This is a genomic window from Streptomyces sp. NPDC002853 (assembly GCF_053591915.1).
Genome location: NZ_JBSFUS010000001.1, coordinates 621,517 through 636,010 on the forward strand (window position 1 = coordinate 621,517; position 14,494 = coordinate 636,010).

Consider the following 14,494-nt stretch of genomic DNA (forward strand, 5'->3'; position numbering starts at 1 on the left):
GCGTGTTCGGCTCCCGCTCAGCACGTCGTCTCCTTGCCCTTCCCCTGGTCTTTCTCCTGGCGCAGTTCGCGCTCGATCCACGCCCGGTCGGTGGCGATGTCCGCCTTCTTGTTGGACCAGATGTCCGGCGACGCCTCCCCCTTCGGGATGCCGATCAGAGTCCGGTCGCCGGGCCGCAGGCGCGGGTCCACGTTCACGTCCATCACGAAGGTGATCTGCCCGGCCCCCCGGCTCGGCTTGTAGTAGCGGGTCACGTCCAGGACGATCCGCTCCTGGACACCGCCGGGCACCGGCTCGACCCGTTCCACCGTGCCCTCGACGATGAGCCGGGCGCAGGGCACGTAGGCCCCGGACTTCTGGTCCGCGTTGCCGCCCCCGTCCCCGTCCGCGCTCCCCGCCCCGTCGTCGTCCCCGGCCTCCGGCGCCGCCCCCTTCGCCGCGTCGGAGTCGGCGCTCTTGCTGAGGCCGCCCCCGCTCTCGATCGCGAGCCAGGCGGCCCCGCCCACCAGCGAGACGGCCGCCGTGGCCGCGGCGAGGCCCAGCGCCATCGTGACGCGCCGCCGTCGGACGCCCGCGGGGCGTACCGCCGCCGGCCGGTCCGGCTCCGGTTCCGGTGCGGGAGCCGCGAGCGCGCGGCCGGCCACCCCGATGTGCTCCCGGAGCAGTGCGACGTCCGCCACGGCCGCGGCGTGCTCCGCCGCGAGCTCCGGGTCCTGGCGCGCGGCCTCGGGCAGGGGCTCGTCCGTGAGAGCGAGCATCAGCGCGTCGTACATGCCGCGCTCCTCGTGGTCGTCCTGGGACACCCTCACACCACCTCGCCCTCGTGCAGCCGCGTCCGCAGGACCCGTACCGCCGTATGCAGCCTGCTCTTGACCGTGCCCTCCGGGATGCCCAGTTCATCCGCTATCGCCCGGACCGGCAGATCGGCGTAGAAACGCAGCACGACGACCTGCCGCTGGGTGTCGGGCAGCGCGTCCAGGCCCTGGGTCACGGCCATCGAGAGCGCCCGTGACTCCGCCCCGTCCTCGTCCGTCGCCTCCCGCCACAGCACGGCGAGCCGCTCACCGAGCCGCTCCTGCCTGCGGCGCGCCCGGTGCCAGTCCATGGCGAGGTTCGAGGCGACCACCGCCGCCCACGCGGACACGTCACGCGGCGCGTCCCGCCCGTCCGCCGCCCGCTCCAGGAGCTTGAGCCTGACCTGCTGGACCCCGTCGGGCAGATCCGCGTGCGGCACACCGCCGAGCGCGAGCACCGCCCGCACCCGGTCCTCCTGGGCCGCGTCGAGCGGATCAGGCCGATCTGTATGGTCCCGCCGGTCCCGTCGCGTTTTTCCGCGCAGCAAGACACCCTCCCGTCCCCGCGTTTCCCCTAGGACGCCGGGAGCGGCCGAAACGTTCGACGCGGGGGCCACGGGAATGTGACATCCCGAACTCCGGACAATGGATTGGACAAGGCGGCCGTGGACAGACGCATGATGGAACGCACAGGCCAATGCCTATGCCCATGCACATACGGAGGAAGTCCCTGTGAAGGTCGGAATCGTCGGAGCCACCGGTCAGGTCGGCACGGTCATGCGCAAGATCCTCGTCGAGCGGGACTTCCCGGTGGACGAGCTGCGTCTGTTCGCCTCGGCCCGCTCGGCCGGTTCGCAGCTCGACGGTGTCACGGTCGAGGACGCCTCCACGGCCGACTACAGCGGCCTCGACATCGTCCTGTTCTCGGCGGGCGGCGCCACCTCCAAGGCGCTGGCCGAGAAGGTCGCCTCGCAGGGCCCCGTAGTGATCGACAACTCCTCGGCCTGGCGGATGGACCCCGAGGTCCCCCTCGTCGTCTCCGAGGTCAACCCGCACGCGATCGCGAACCGCCCCAAGGGCATCATCGCCAACCCGAACTGCACGACGATGGCCGCGATGCCGGTCCTGAAGCCGCTGCACCTGGAGGCCGGGCTCACCGCGCTCGTCGTGGCGACCTACCAGGCCGTGTCCGGCTCGGGTCTCGCCGGTGTCGACGAGCTGTTCGACCAGGTCAAGAAGGTCGGTGACGACGGCCCCAAGCTCACGCACGACGGCTCGGCCACCGAGTTCCCGGCGCCGAACAAGTACGTGGCGCCGATCGCGTACAACGTCCTGCCGATGGCCGGCTCCATCGTCGACGACGGCCTGAACGAGACCGACGAGGAGCAGAAGCTCCGCAACGAATCCCGCAAGATCCTCGAGGTCCCGGACCTCAAGGTCTCCGGCACCTGCGTCCGCGTGCCGGTCTTCACCGGACACTCCCTCCAGGTCAACGCCCGCTTCGAGCGTCCGCTGAGCCCCGAGCGCGCCGCCGAGATCCTCGCGAAGGCCGAAGGCGTCGTCCTCACCGACGTCCCGACCCCGCTGGTCGCCGCGGGCAAGGACGACGCGTTCGTGGGCCGCATCCGGAACGACGAGACGGTGGAGAACGGCCTCGCCTTCTTCATCTCCGACGACAACCTCCGCAAGGGCGCCGCGCTGAACGCGGTGCAGATCGCGGAGCTGGTGGCGGCCGAGCTCAAGGGCTGACGCGCTTCCCGGTACGTACGCCGTCGGGGGCGGGCACTGACATCCGGTCGGTGCCCGCCCCCTTCGCGTACGCCACGACGAGCAGCGCGAGCGCCGCGAGTCCGCCCCCGAGCCACAGCACGTCCGTGGTCCCGAGGCCGTCCGCGACCAGGCCGCCGGTCAGCGCGCCCAGGGCGATCGCCGCGTTGAACACCCCGGCGAAGAGGGCCGACGCCGCCTCGCGGGCGCGGGGCGCGGCGGCCAGGACCCACTGCTGGGCGGAGACGGAGACCCCGCCGTAGGCCAGGCCCCACCCGACGAGCAGCGCCACCGACACGAGGAGCGAGCCGCCCGCGGGCCCGAGCAGCAGGACCACGGCGGCGAGTCCCGCGGAGATGGCGAGCAGCGCCCGGCGCGGGTCGCGGGCCGCGAGCGCGCCGCCCGCGAAGTTGCCGGCGATGCCCGCGACCCCGTAGACGAGGAGCAGCCCGCTGATCAGCCCGGCGCCGAGGCCGGGCACCCGCTCCAGGACGGGTCGTACGTAGGTGTACGCGGCGAAGTGCCCGGTCACCAGGAGCAGCACCACCAGGAGCCCCGCCCGCAGCCGCGCGTTCCGCAGCAGCCCGGGGAACGTGCCCAGTCGTACGGCCGCAGACGCGGGCAGTGCGGGAAGCACGGCGGCGAGCAGCCCGGCGACCGCGAGCGCGAACGCGCCCATCACGGCGAACGCCCAGCGCCAGCCCGCGAGTTCACCGAGGAACGTACCTGCGGGGACGCCCAGCACGGACGCCACGGCGATCCCGCTGAAGATCACTGTGGTGGCCCGTCCCGCGGCCTCCTCGCGCACGAGCCGCGGGCCCAGCCCGGCGGCGATCGCCCACACGCCTCCGATGCAGACCCCCACGAGGACCCGCGCGGCGAGCAGCACGCCGAAGGCGGGCGCGAGCGCGGAGAGGAGATTGGCGGCGGCGAGCAGGATCATCAGGACGCACAGCACCGTACGCCGGTCGGCGCGCCGCACGGCGACGGGCAGCAGCAGGGCGGCGAGCGCCGCGACCACGCCGGGCAGCGTGACGGTCAGGCCCGCGGTCCCGTCGGACACGCCGAGCCCCGAGGAGAGCGAGGTGAGGAGGCCGACCGGCAGCATCTCCGTGGTGACGACGGAGAAGGTGGTGGCGGCGACGGTGAGGACGGGGAGAGGCAGGGAGCGTGGAACCGAGGTGGCTTTCATGAGGTCAAGCCTTCGCCGGGGCCCTGTCGGGAACAACGGCGAAGATCTCATCCTTGAATGAGCGGGGCTCATGGATGAGGGGACACCGGTGCTGGAGATACGGGAGCTGGAGTGCTTCATCGCGCTCGCCGACGAACTGCACTTCGGCCGCGCGGGCGAGCGGCTCTACGTCTCGCAGAGCCGCGTCAGCCAGCTCCTGAGGGACCTGGAGCGGCGGATCGGGACCCGGCTCGTGGAGCGGTCGAGCCGACGGGTGCGGCTGACCCCGGCCGGTGAGCGCTTTCTCGCCGAACTACGCCCGGCATACGAGGCGTTGAGCGCCACGGTCGACGCGGCGCGGGAGTCGGCGCGGGGGGTCTCCGGGCGCCTTCGGATCGGCTTCCAGGGGACGGCGGACGCCCGGCTGATGCGGGCCATCACCGACTTCCAGGAGCGGCATCCGGGGTGCGTGACGGAGATCGTGGAGGTGCCGTTCGCGGATCCGTTCGGGGCGGTGCGGCACGGGGACGTGGACACGGCGATCGTGCTGCTGCCCGTCGAGGAACCCGACCTGGTGCTCGGCCCGCTCTTCTCCCGCCAGCAGCAGACGGTCGCCGTGTCGGTACGCCATCCCTTCGCGGGCCGCGCGTCGCTGTGCGCCGCCGAGCTGTCCGGGACCCCGCTGATCTCGGCGACGGCCCCGGCACCCGCGTACTGGCGTGCGGCGCAGGCTCCTTCGACGGTGCCCGCGCCGGAGGTGCGCACCCTCCAGGAGGGGCTGACCCTGGTGGCGGCCGAACGGGGGGCGATGCTGTTGTGCCGCCCCACTGCGGAGTACCACGGGCGGCGTGACGTCACGTTCGTGCCGGTGGAGGGGGTGCCGGACTCCGTCCTCGGGATGGTGTGGCGCGGGGACGCGGAGACGGAGCGGGTGCGGGCGTTCGCGCGGGCGTTGGGGGACCCTAGGGGCGGCGGACCTCGAAGTGGAAGCAGCCGTACTCCACGGCCCTGACGTGCACGAGGGCGACCTCCGGGTCGGCGAAGGCGTCCGCGAAGGCGGCGTCGAAGCCTTGCGTCGCCGGGTCCGGGATCTCCATCAGGCGGCCGCCGACGATGCGGCCGTCGGCGTTGTAGCGGCGGATGGTGCGCAGGGCTCCGGGCCGGGCGAAGGGGTACTCGGCGCCGACTGCCGCCGGGCCCTCGCACTCCTCGGCGTGGATGAAGACGGGGCCTTGCTCGTCGTAGGCGCCGGGGGCGGCGCCGGTCTGCTCGGCCCAGCGGCGCAGGGGCGCGTACGAGACGAGGGCGACGCGTTCACCGGGGGCGACGGGACGCAGGCAGCAGCGGAGGGGGTCACCGCCCTCCGGGTCCACGTAGGGGCGGCAGGGGTTGCCCGCGTCGTCGGAGGTGCGGAGTTCCTTGAGGGCGGTGGGGTCGATCGGGAGCGGGGCGTAGGTCGTCGCGGTCATGGGTCGAGGGTCGCGCGTGGGGGTGGGCGGGGGCTGGCGGGATTCGGACGTTGCGCTCCCCGGCCCCGTGAAGGAGAGGTCGCCCTGTCAACACCCCCGCATCCGCCGGTACCCCTCCCCCAGCCCCGCCAACTCCTCCCCCGTCAGCACGTCCTCCACCCGCGCGAACCCCTCCGGCGCCCTCTCCGCGACGGCCCGCAGGACCTCGTCCACCGGCATCGCCCGGTTGGCGAGCGCCACCGCGTTGGCGGGCCCCCACCGCTCCGCCTCGTAGGCGCGAAGCCCGGCCACCCGGTCCGCACCGGCAAGGGCCACGCACCGCGCGAGCGCCCGCGCGTCCAGCACCGCCTCCGAACCGCCGCTGGACCCCACCGGGTACATCGGGTGAGCCGCGTCGCCCAGCAGGGTCACGGATCCGCGCCCCCACCACGGCAGCGGGTCACGGTCCACCATCGGGTACTCGAGGATGCGCGCCGTCGACCCGGTCGCCGCGAGCAGCGCGGGCACGTCCAGGTCCCCGATCCGCCACCCGGAGAAGTGCGGCAGGACGTCCGAAAGACGCCCCGAGCGGTTCCAGTCCACGGGGCCGGGCGACCCGTGGTGATGGACCGGGAAACGCACCTCCGCCACCCAGTTGAGCAGCACGCGCCCCCGCGTCTCCGCCTCCCGCGAGATCGGGTAGACGACGAGCTTCGCGGTCGCGTTGCTGCCCGCGAACGCCATCGCACGGCCGCCGAGCACCGGATCCCACTCGGTGACACCCCGCCACATCCGGATGCCGTTCCACAGCGGCGGCCCCTCCCCGGGATGCAGCCGGGCCCGCACCGCCGAGTACAGGCCGTCGGCGCCGACCAGGGCCCGCACCGGCACCGCGAACTCCCGCCCGCGCCGCACGTCCCGCAGGGTCACCCGCAGCGCCCCCGACCCCTCCGGCTCCGCGTACCGCACGAAGGCGATCCCGGTCTGGACGGCGTTCTCGCCGAGGCGGTCGCGCACCGCGTCGAGGAGGATGAGCTGCAGCGCCCCGCGGTGCAGGGAGTACTGCGGCCAGTGGTGGCCGCGCGCGAGGCCGAGCGGTTCGCCCCAGATGTAGTTGCCGTGCCGGTCGAAGTGGAGCGTCTCGGCGGTCGGCACGGCCGTGGCCGCCAGCTCGGCGCCGAGGCCGAGCTCCGTCAACTCCCGTACCGCGTGCGGCAGAAGGTTGATGCCGACGCCGACGGGCCGCAGCGCGTCCACCGCGTCGATGACCCGTACCCCGATGCCCGCCGCGTGCAGGCTGAGCGCGGTGGTGAGCCCGCCGATACCCGCTCCCGCGACAAGTACGTCGATCATGCGGCGCACCCCGCACCGGGTAATCGCGCGGATCGCGGTGACCGTCGTTTTCCCATGGACGCTCCCCCCGGGGCGTGTGTCGACGCGCGGATGCTAGCGGCACCCCGGCCCGCGAACAATGCCGCGTGGCGGTCCATGGACCATGCCCGGTCACGTCCGCGGACCCACGTGGAAGGATGGCCGGAAACGCCACAAGTCGTACCTGACGTTCCTGAGGAGATGACCGCGTGCCCGGCACCAATCTGACCCGCGAAGAGGCGCAGCAGCGGGCGAAGCTGCTCACCGTTGACTCGTACGAGATCGACCTCGACCTCTCCGGCGCGCAAGAGGGCGGCACCTACCGGTCGGTGACCACGGTGCGCTTCGACTCCGCGGAGGCGGGCGCCGAGACGTTCATCGACCTGGTGGCCCCCGCCGTCCACGAGGTCGTCCTGAACGGCCACTCGCTGGACGTCGCCGCCGTCTTCCGTGACTCGCGCATCGCGCTGAAGCACCTGGAGGCCGGGCCCAACGAGCTCAAGGTGGTCGCCGACTGCGACTACACCAACACCGGCGAGGGCCTGCACCGTTTCGTCGACCCGGTCGACGAACAGGCCTACCTCTACACGCAGTTCGAGGTGCCGGACGCGCGGCGTGTCTTCGCCTCGTTCGAGCAGCCCGATCTCAAGGCCACGTTCCAGTTCACCGTGAAGGCGCCGTCCGGCTGGACGGTCATCTCGAATTCGCCGACCCCCGAGCCCAGCGGTGACGTCTGGGTCTTCGAGCCCACGCCGCGGATGTCGACGTACATCACGGCGCTCATCGTCGGTCCGTATCACTCGGTCCACAGCTCGTACGAGGGTCCTGGGGGCCAGTCGGTTCCGCTCGGCATCTACTGCCGTCCCTCGCTGGCCGAGTTCCTCGACTCGGACGCGATCTTCGAGGTCACCCGGCAGGGCTTCGACTGGTTCCAGGAGAAGTTCGACTACGCGTACCCCTTCGCGAAGTACGACCAGCTCTTCGTGCCGGAGTTCAACGCGGGCGCGATGGAGAACGCGGGCGCGGTGACCATCCGCGACCAGTACGTGTTCCGTTCGAAGGTGACGGACGCCGCGTACGAGACGCGCGCGGAGACCATCCTCCACGAGCTGGCCCACATGTGGTTCGGCGACCTGGTGACGATGGAGTGGTGGAACGACCTGTGGCTGAACGAGTCGTTCGCCACGTACACGTCCATCGCCTGCCAGGCGTACGCGGAGAACTCGCGCTGGCCGCACTCCTGGACGACGTTCGCCAACTCCATGAAGACGTGGGCGTACCGCCAGGACCAGCTTCCCTCGACGCACCCGATCATGGCGGACATCCGTGACCTCGACGACGTCCTGGTCAACTTCGACGGCATCACGTACGCGAAGGGCGCGAGCGTCCTGAAGCAGCTCGTCGCGTACGTCGGCATGGACGAGTTCTTCCGGGGCGTGCAGGCGTACTTCAAGGCGCACGCGTTCGGGAACACGCGTCTGTCCGATCTGCTCGGCGCCCTTGAGGAGACCAGCGGGCGCGACCTGAAGACGTGGTCGAAGAAGTGGCTCGAAACGGCCGGGATCAACGTCCTGCGTCCGGTGGTGGACGTCGACACGTCCGGCAAGATCACGTCGTTCGCGGTGAAGCAGGAGGCCCCGGCGCTCCCCGCGGGCGCGAAGGGCGAGCCGACTCTCCGCCCCCACCGGATCGCGATCGGCCTGTACGACCTCGACGAGGCGAGCGGCAAGCTGCTGCGCACGGACCGCGTCGAGCTGGACGTGGACGGCGAACTGACGGCGGTGGACGAGCTGGTGGGCCGCAAGCGCCCGGCGGTGATCCTCCTGAACGACGACGACCTCTCGTACGCGAAGGTACGCATGGACGCGGAGTCGCTCGCGTTCGTGACGGAGCACATCGGTGACTTCGAGGCGTCGCTGCCCAGGGCCCTGTCGTGGGCGTCGGCGTGGGACATGACGCGGGACGCGGAACTCCCCACGCGGGAGTACCTCTCCCTCGTCCTCTCCGGCATCGCCAAGGAGTCGGACATCGGGGTCGTCCAGTCCCTGCACCGTCAGGTGAAGCTGGCCCTGGAGCTGTACGCGGCTCCGGCGCGGCGGGACGAGGCGCTGGCCCGTTGGACGGAGGCGACGCTCGCGCACCTCCGCTCGGCGGCGCCTGGCAGCGACCACCAGCTGGCGTGGGCGCGGGCGTTCGCGTCGGCGGCGCGTACGGATGAGCAGCTGACGCTGCTCGAGGAGCTGGTGTCGGGCAAGCAGGCCATCGAGGGCCTCGCGGTGGACACGGAGCTGCGCTGGGCCTTCGTGCACCGGCTCGCGGCGACGGGCCGGCTGGACGAGGCCGGGATCGCGGCGGAGCTCGACCGCGACAAGACGGCCGCGGGCGAGCGGCACGCGGCTTCGGCGCGGGCGGCGCGGCCCACGCCGGAGGCGAAGGCGGAGGCGTGGGCCTCCGTCGTCGAGTCCGACAAGCTCCCGAACGCGATCCAGGAGTCCGTGATCGGCGGCTTCGTCCAGACGGACCAGCGCGAACTCCTCGCCCCGTACACGGAGAAGTTCTTCGCGGCGGTCAAGGGTGCGTGGGACTCCCGTTCGCACGAGATGGCCCAGCAGATCGCGGTGGGCCTCTACCCGTCGCTGCAGATCTCCCAGTCAACGCTGGACGCCACGGACGCATGGCTCTCCTCGGCGTCCCCGTCAGCGGCCCTGCACCGCCTGATCACGGAGTCCCGGGCAGGCGTGGAGCGCGCGCTGCGGGCCCAGGCGGCGGACGTCTAGCCCTCACCGGGCCGGGGGTATCGCCCCCGGCCCGGTTCTCCCCGGCCGGGGGGGGGCACGCCACCGCCGGGAGCCGCATACCGGCCGGGGGAGACGCCACCGCCCGACCGCCGGGAGTCCGCCTGCCGGCCGAATTCGCCCATTCCGCGCTTCGCGCGATTTTTTCCCGCCCACCCACCCGATTGCCCCGCAGCTGCGGGGTGAACGGGTGGGTGGGCGGGGAGCATCCGCGCGAAGCGCGGGAAGGGGCACTGCACCCCACAGACAAAAGACCGGCGCCAACCCCTACCGGGCAATCGCCCCCATCCACTGCCGGGCAATCGGGTGGGCGGGTGGGGAAGATCCGCGCGAAGCGCGGGAAGGACGGCGCCGACCCGCAGACGAAAGACCCGGCCCCCTGTCCACTGCCGGGCAAACGGGTGGGCGGGCGGGAAAGATCCGCGCGAAGCGCGGGAAGGGCGGCGCCGGCCCGCAGGCGAGCCCCCTACTCCGCCCCAGCCCCCCGCAGGGGAACCGCCCCCCGCAACGCCGACAAGACCCTGCCGACCGCCGCCCCGCCGGCCGCCCCGCGGCGAACCGCCGCCACGACGTGGCGGCGAGGCCGGTCCGCGGACAAGGAGCGCATCACCACGCCGTCCCGGCGAACCGCCGCCATCCGCGGGACGAGGGCGACCCCCATCCCCGCCTCCACCATCGCGAGGATCGCCGTCCAGCCGGAAGCGGAATGTGCCTGCTCCGGCGTGAAACCGGCCCCCTCGCACGCCGCCCGCGTGATCTCCGACCAGGGCCCGCTGCCCCCGAAGATCCACGGCTCCCCGGCCAGATCCGCGAGCCTGAGCCCCTCCACCGCCGCCAGCGGATGTTCCCCCGGCAGCGCCACGTCCAGCGGATCGGCGAGCAGTGACTCCCGCGTGAAGCGCGTGTCCGCGTCAGGAGACGCAGGTGCCGTCACCGCCAAGGAGAGGGCCACGTCCACCTCCCCCGCGGCAAGCAGCTCGTACGCCTCCGCCGCCTCCACCTCACGGACCCGCACCGAGATCCCCGGCGCCGCCGCCCGCAGCTCCCGCACCGCGGGGACGACCAGCGCGGGCACCGCCGTCGAGAAGGCCCCGACCCGCACCTCCCCCGCCTCGCCCTGCGCGTACGCCGCCAACTCCGCGTCCGCCTGCTCCAGTTGGGCGAAGACCGCCTCCGCGTGCCGCAGGACGAGATGCGCGGCGTCGGTCAGACGTACCCGCCGCCCGTATGCCTCGAGGAGCGGCACCCCCAGTTGCCTGGCGAGGTTGGACAGCTGCTGCGACACCGCCGACGGCGTCATCTGCAGCGTCCGCGCCGTCGCGGTGACCGTGCCCCGCTCGCTCAACGTACGCAGGATCTGCAGCTTCTTGATGTCCCACTCGCTCATGGAGTCAACGTACCGACTGGTCACGAGGGCTGATCCCACCGGTCGCACCCCCTACTTCGCGCGCGCCGCGCCAAGCACGACCCCGCCAAGGATCAGCCCCATGCACAGCACCTGCAGCCATCCCATCGCCTCGCCGAGCACCGCGAAGGAGAGCAGGGCGACGCACACCGGCTGGAGGTAGTAGATGACCCCGGCGCGGGCGGCGCCGATGATCGAGATCGCCTTGTTCCAGGCGAAGAAGGCGATCGCGGACGAGACGACACCCACGTACAGGAGCGGGGAGACCGTGCCGACGGTCGGCTCGAAGCCGCCCTGGACCAGGAAGCTGACCACGAACACCGGCAGCAGCATCAGCGCGCCGAGCACGAACGTCGCGAAGAGGAAGGGGAGTCCGCCGATCTCCGCGGGCTTCCGCTTGAGCAGCGCGCTGTACGAGCCGAAGGACAGAGCCCCCGCGATCACCCACAGGTCACCCACCGCGAAGTCCATGGAGAGCGATCCCCCGGAGACGAGGACCAGGACACCGGCGCAGGCGATCAGCATGCCCGTCACCCGGCGCGCGCCGAGCTTCGCGCCGCCCAGGCGCTCGTACACCGCCATCAGGACCGGCGACGCCGCCATGATCATGCCCATGTTGCCCGCGGTGGTGGTGACGCCGGCCTGGTTGACCAGGGTGTTGTAGATGGTGACGCCGAGGAGCGCGGCGAGGAGCAGGAAACGGAGGTGCGCCCGGAGCACGGCCCGCTGCCGCCACGCCTGGCGCGCCGCGAAGGGCGCCACCGCCACGATCGCGATGATCCACCGCCAGAACGCGTGCTGGACGGGCGGCACGCTGTCGGCGAGGGCACGCGAGGTGACGAAGCTGCCCGACCAGACGACGGTGGCGAGCGCCGCGAGGGCGAGACCGAGGCCGATGGGGCCCGAGGCCCGCCGCGCCTTGCCCGCCGTCGGCCTCGACGCGGTGTGGAGGGGAGTCGTCCGGTCCAGGACTGTCACTTGGTATCCCTTGCCTCTCTCCCGGTGATCCCGGGAACGCACGATCCCCGCCGGGGTACACACCACCCGGCGGGGATCACTTGGTTGGTTGCGGGACTACCTTCACACCCGCAGACCCATCAGGTCCATCGAAACTTTTCGAGACCTCTTTTAAGTTGTACTGAATGATTGCGCGGACTCACGCGGACACCGGACCGGGGGAACAGCCCTCCTGCCCCGCCGCCTCAGACCGCGGCCTCCGCACCCCACTCCTCCAGCGCCGCCCGCACATCCCCCGGCTCCGCCTCGTCGGCCGCCCAGGCCACGTACCCGTCGGGGCGGACCAGCACGGTCGTACACCGGCCGCTCGCCCAGTGCGTCACCACCGCGCGCCCCGCCCCGTCGCCCTCCTTGTACTCCGCGCCCTCCGGAGCGATCAGCACGAACCTGCCCTCGCGTAGAGCCTCGTACAGCCGCCCCTCCCTGAGCGCGATGTCCGGCGCGCGGTGGCCGGTCATGCGGTGGGCGCCCTTCGGGGCGGGGTAGTGGTAGCCGATGCCGGTGATCTGGCCGATCGCCTTCTCGCGCACCGGGCGTACGACGTTGATGAAGGACGCGAGGACGGCGCGGCCCGCGACCGACCACGGGCGCTTGGCCATCGCGAGCCGCACGATCCCGCCACTGCTGCGCAGGACCGCCCTGCCGATCGGGTGCCGCTCGGCCTGGTAGGTGTCGAGGAGCCCGTCCGAGGCGCGGCCCTGGACCGCCGCCACCAGCTTCCAGCTCAGGTTCACGGCGTCCTGAAGTCCGGTGTTCATGCCCTGCGCGCCTGCCGGAGTGTGGACGTGCGCGGCGTCCCCGGCGAGGAAGACCCGGCCGACCCGGTACGCCGGCGCCTGCCGCTCGTCGCTGTGGAAGCGGGACATCCAGCGGGCGTCGTGCATGCCGTAGTCGTGGCCGAGCGCGAGCCGGGTGATCTCCTTGACCTCTTCGAGGTCGAGGGGCTCGCTGTCGGGGACGTTGTGCGCGCGGTTCCAGCCGATGACGCGGTAATAGCCGTCGGCAAAGGGCGCGATGAAGGCGAAGGCGTCCCCGGCCGCGTTCACCGTGAGGACCGATGCGGGCTTCTCGGCGAGCTTCACGTCGGCGAGCACGAGCGAGCGGATGGCGGACTTTCCGGGGAAGGGCAGGCCGATGGCCTTGCGGACCGGGCTGTGCAGGCCGTCTGCGCCGACGACGTACGCGGCCCCGTGCGTGCTCGACTCGCCGTCGGGGCCCCGGACTTCGAGGCGCACGCCGTCCGCGTCCTGGGTGAGTCCGGTGACCTCGCACTCGAAGCGGAAGTCGACACCGGCCGCGATGGCCCGCCGTTCGAGGACCCTCTCCACCTCGTACTGCGGCAGGACCAGGAGGTGGTTGTAGCGCGAGTGCAGCTTGTCCAGGCCCACGTCGAGGTGAGCGAAGAGGCGCAGGCGGTCGAGCGTCCGGCCCTTGGCCTCCAGCTCGTCGGCGAGACCGCGCGCGTCGAGCTGTTCGAGGGTGCGGGCGTGCAGCACCAGGGCGCGCGAGAGGTTGCTGATCTCGTGCGGCCGCTTTTCGAGCAGGGTGACGGAGACGCCCGCGGCGGCCAGGTCCCCGGCGAGCAGGAGCCCGGTGGGTCCGGAGCCGACGACGATCACAGCGGGGCTCGCGGTGCCGGTCGTGTCCTGTGTTCCGTTCATGACGGCCTCCTTGTGCCAACAGCTGTTGGTCAACGCTTGTTGGCTAACGTAGGACCGCCACCATGGACTGTCAACACATGTTGGCCTACGCTTGTTGGCATGACCGAAAGTGCACCCGATTCAGCGACCCGGACAGCCGTCGGGGGACCCCCGGCACCGCCCCGCCGCTCCGACGCGACCCGCGGCGCGATCCTCGCCGCCGCCCGTGAGCGGTTCGCCGCCGACGGCTATGAGCGGGCCACCATCCGCGCCATCGCCAGGGACGCGCGGATCGATCCGTCGATGGTGATGCGCTATTACGGAAACAAGGAGGGCCTGTTCGCCGCGGCTTGTGCCATCGATCTGCGCCTGCCCGATCTCTCCTCGGTGCCGCGCGAGGCCGTGGGACGCGCCCTGGTGACGCACTTTCTCGACGTCTGGGAGAAGGACGGCGTGCTGACGGCGATGCTTCGCGTCGGCATCACCAACACGGCGGGCGCCGAGCGGATGCAGGGCATCTTCAGGGATCAGCTGCTGCCGGTCGCGCGCCGCGTCTGCCCCGACCCGGCCGAGGCCCCGACGCGGGCCGGGCTGTGCGCCTCACAGATCCTCGGCATGGCGCTGACCCGCTATGTGCTGCGGTTCCCGCCCGCGGTCGCGCTGTCCGCCGATGAGATGGCGGACTGGGTCGGGCCGACGGTGCAGCGGTATCTCACGGCCGAGCGGCCATGACACGCGTAGGGGGCTCTTCGCCCTCGTACGCGTGCGTTGCGTACGACGGCGAAGAGCCCCCTACGGAGAACTCCGGAAGTCTTCGTCCGGAAGTGTTCGGACGAAGTGGCGTCAGCCCTTCTTCACCGGCTTGCGGGACTTGTCACCGACCATGACGAGACCCGCGATCACCAGGAACAGCACGATGGGCGCCACGACATAGAGGCCGAGCGTGTCGATCACGCTCAGGCCGGGACCCGGGTCGTCGCCGTCGTCACGCGTGAGCGCGAACGCGGGGGACGACATGAGCAGCATCATCAGCGTCGTACCGGAAGCCAGGGCGCCGGCGCGCAGGGCATTCTTCTTGTCCACGGT

Annotated in this window: 13 protein-coding genes; 4 read left to right on the forward strand and 9 right to left on the reverse strand. The window is 72.0% G+C overall.

What is annotated here, in order from left to right:
- Nucleotides 1–17 precede the first annotated feature (17 nt).
- Together ACWD02_RS02770 and ACWD02_RS02775 are read right to left on the reverse strand one after the other, a co-directional pair.
- Nucleotides 18–803, reverse strand: a complete 786-nt coding sequence (locus tag ACWD02_RS02770; protein ID WP_451203719.1) for a hypothetical protein — start codon at nucleotides 801–803, stop codon at nucleotides 18–20.
- A gap of 2 nt (nucleotides 804–805) precedes the next feature.
- Nucleotides 806–1,342 carry a sigma-70 family RNA polymerase sigma factor gene (locus tag ACWD02_RS02775; protein ID WP_451203721.1) on the reverse strand — a complete coding sequence of 179 codons (537 nt, stop codon included), beginning with the start codon at nucleotides 1,340–1,342 and terminating at the stop codon, nucleotides 806–808.
- A 184-nt stretch (nucleotides 1,343–1,526) separates the two neighbouring features.
- Between ACWD02_RS02775 and ACWD02_RS02780 the strand changes: the two genes are divergently transcribed.
- Nucleotides 1,527–2,543: an aspartate-semialdehyde dehydrogenase gene (locus tag ACWD02_RS02780; RefSeq protein WP_451203723.1), complete on the forward strand. Its 1,017-nt coding sequence runs from the start codon at nucleotides 1,527–1,529 to the stop codon at nucleotides 2,541–2,543.
- Here the strand turns inward: ACWD02_RS02780 and ACWD02_RS02785 are convergent.
- Nucleotides 2,533–3,753, reverse strand: coding sequence for an MFS transporter (locus ACWD02_RS02785; protein ID WP_451203725.1), 1,221 nt, complete (start codon nucleotides 3,751–3,753; stop codon nucleotides 2,533–2,535). The genes ACWD02_RS02780 and ACWD02_RS02785 overlap by 11 nt on opposite strands.
- A 70-nt stretch (nucleotides 3,754–3,823) precedes the next feature.
- Between ACWD02_RS02785 and ACWD02_RS02790 the strand changes: the two genes are divergently transcribed.
- Nucleotides 3,824–4,744, forward strand: coding sequence for a LysR family transcriptional regulator (locus ACWD02_RS02790; RefSeq protein ID WP_451203727.1), 921 nt, complete (start codon nucleotides 3,824–3,826; stop codon nucleotides 4,742–4,744).
- Here ACWD02_RS02790 and ACWD02_RS02795 read toward each other — a convergent pair.
- Both ACWD02_RS02795 and ACWD02_RS02800 read right to left on the reverse strand, forming a co-directional pair.
- Complete coding sequence (locus ACWD02_RS02795) at nucleotides 4,695–5,201, reverse strand: DUF1203 domain-containing protein (protein WP_451203729.1); 507 nt, start codon at nucleotides 5,199–5,201, stop codon at nucleotides 4,695–4,697. The two genes, ACWD02_RS02790 and ACWD02_RS02795, sit on opposite strands and share 50 nt — an antisense overlap.
- Before the next feature lie 87 nt (nucleotides 5,202–5,288).
- The gene (locus ACWD02_RS02800; RefSeq protein WP_451203731.1) at nucleotides 5,289–6,533 is read right to left on the reverse strand and encodes a flavin-dependent oxidoreductase; all 1,245 of its coding nucleotides are present in this window, start codon (nucleotides 6,531–6,533) and stop codon (nucleotides 5,289–5,291) included.
- 227 nt (nucleotides 6,534–6,760) lie between these two features.
- On the opposite strand from ACWD02_RS02800, the gene pepN reads away from it, so the two are divergent.
- Nucleotides 6,761–9,328 (forward strand): aminopeptidase N, encoded by a 2,568-nt coding sequence (gene pepN / locus ACWD02_RS02805; RefSeq protein WP_451203733.1) that lies wholly within the window; start codon nucleotides 6,761–6,763, stop codon nucleotides 9,326–9,328.
- Between the two features lie 484 nt (nucleotides 9,329–9,812).
- Here pepN and ACWD02_RS02810 read toward each other — a convergent pair whose 3' ends face one another.
- The 3 genes from ACWD02_RS02810 to ACWD02_RS02820 all read right to left on the reverse strand — a co-directional run bounded on the left by ACWD02_RS02810 (nucleotide 9,813) and on the right by ACWD02_RS02820 (nucleotide 13,429).
- Nucleotides 9,813–10,733: a LysR family transcriptional regulator gene (locus ACWD02_RS02810; RefSeq protein ID WP_451203735.1), complete on the reverse strand. Its 921-nt coding sequence runs from the start codon at nucleotides 10,731–10,733 to the stop codon at nucleotides 9,813–9,815.
- 51 nt (nucleotides 10,734–10,784) lie between these two features.
- Complete coding sequence (locus tag ACWD02_RS02815; protein WP_451203737.1) at nucleotides 10,785–11,729, reverse strand: DMT family transporter; 945 nt, start codon at nucleotides 11,727–11,729, stop codon at nucleotides 10,785–10,787.
- A 224-nt stretch (nucleotides 11,730–11,953) separates the two neighbouring features.
- The gene (locus tag ACWD02_RS02820) at nucleotides 11,954–13,429 is read right to left on the reverse strand and encodes an FAD-dependent monooxygenase (RefSeq protein WP_451203738.1); all 1,476 of its coding nucleotides are present in this window, start codon (nucleotides 13,427–13,429) and stop codon (nucleotides 11,954–11,956) included.
- Nucleotides 13,430–13,528: 99 nt separating this feature from the next.
- Here ACWD02_RS02820 and ACWD02_RS02825 point away from each other — a divergent pair, with 99 nt between their 5' ends.
- Entirely contained in the window at nucleotides 13,529–14,140 is a 612-nt protein-coding gene (locus ACWD02_RS02825; RefSeq protein WP_451203739.1) for a TetR/AcrR family transcriptional regulator, read from the forward strand.
- Between the two features lie 111 nt (nucleotides 14,141–14,251).
- Here the strand turns inward: ACWD02_RS02825 and ACWD02_RS02830 are convergent, their stop codons facing one another.
- Entirely contained in the window at nucleotides 14,252–14,491 is a 240-nt protein-coding gene (locus tag ACWD02_RS02830; protein ID WP_451203741.1) for a hypothetical protein, read from the reverse strand.
- Between the last annotated feature and the right edge of the window lie 3 nt (nucleotides 14,492–14,494).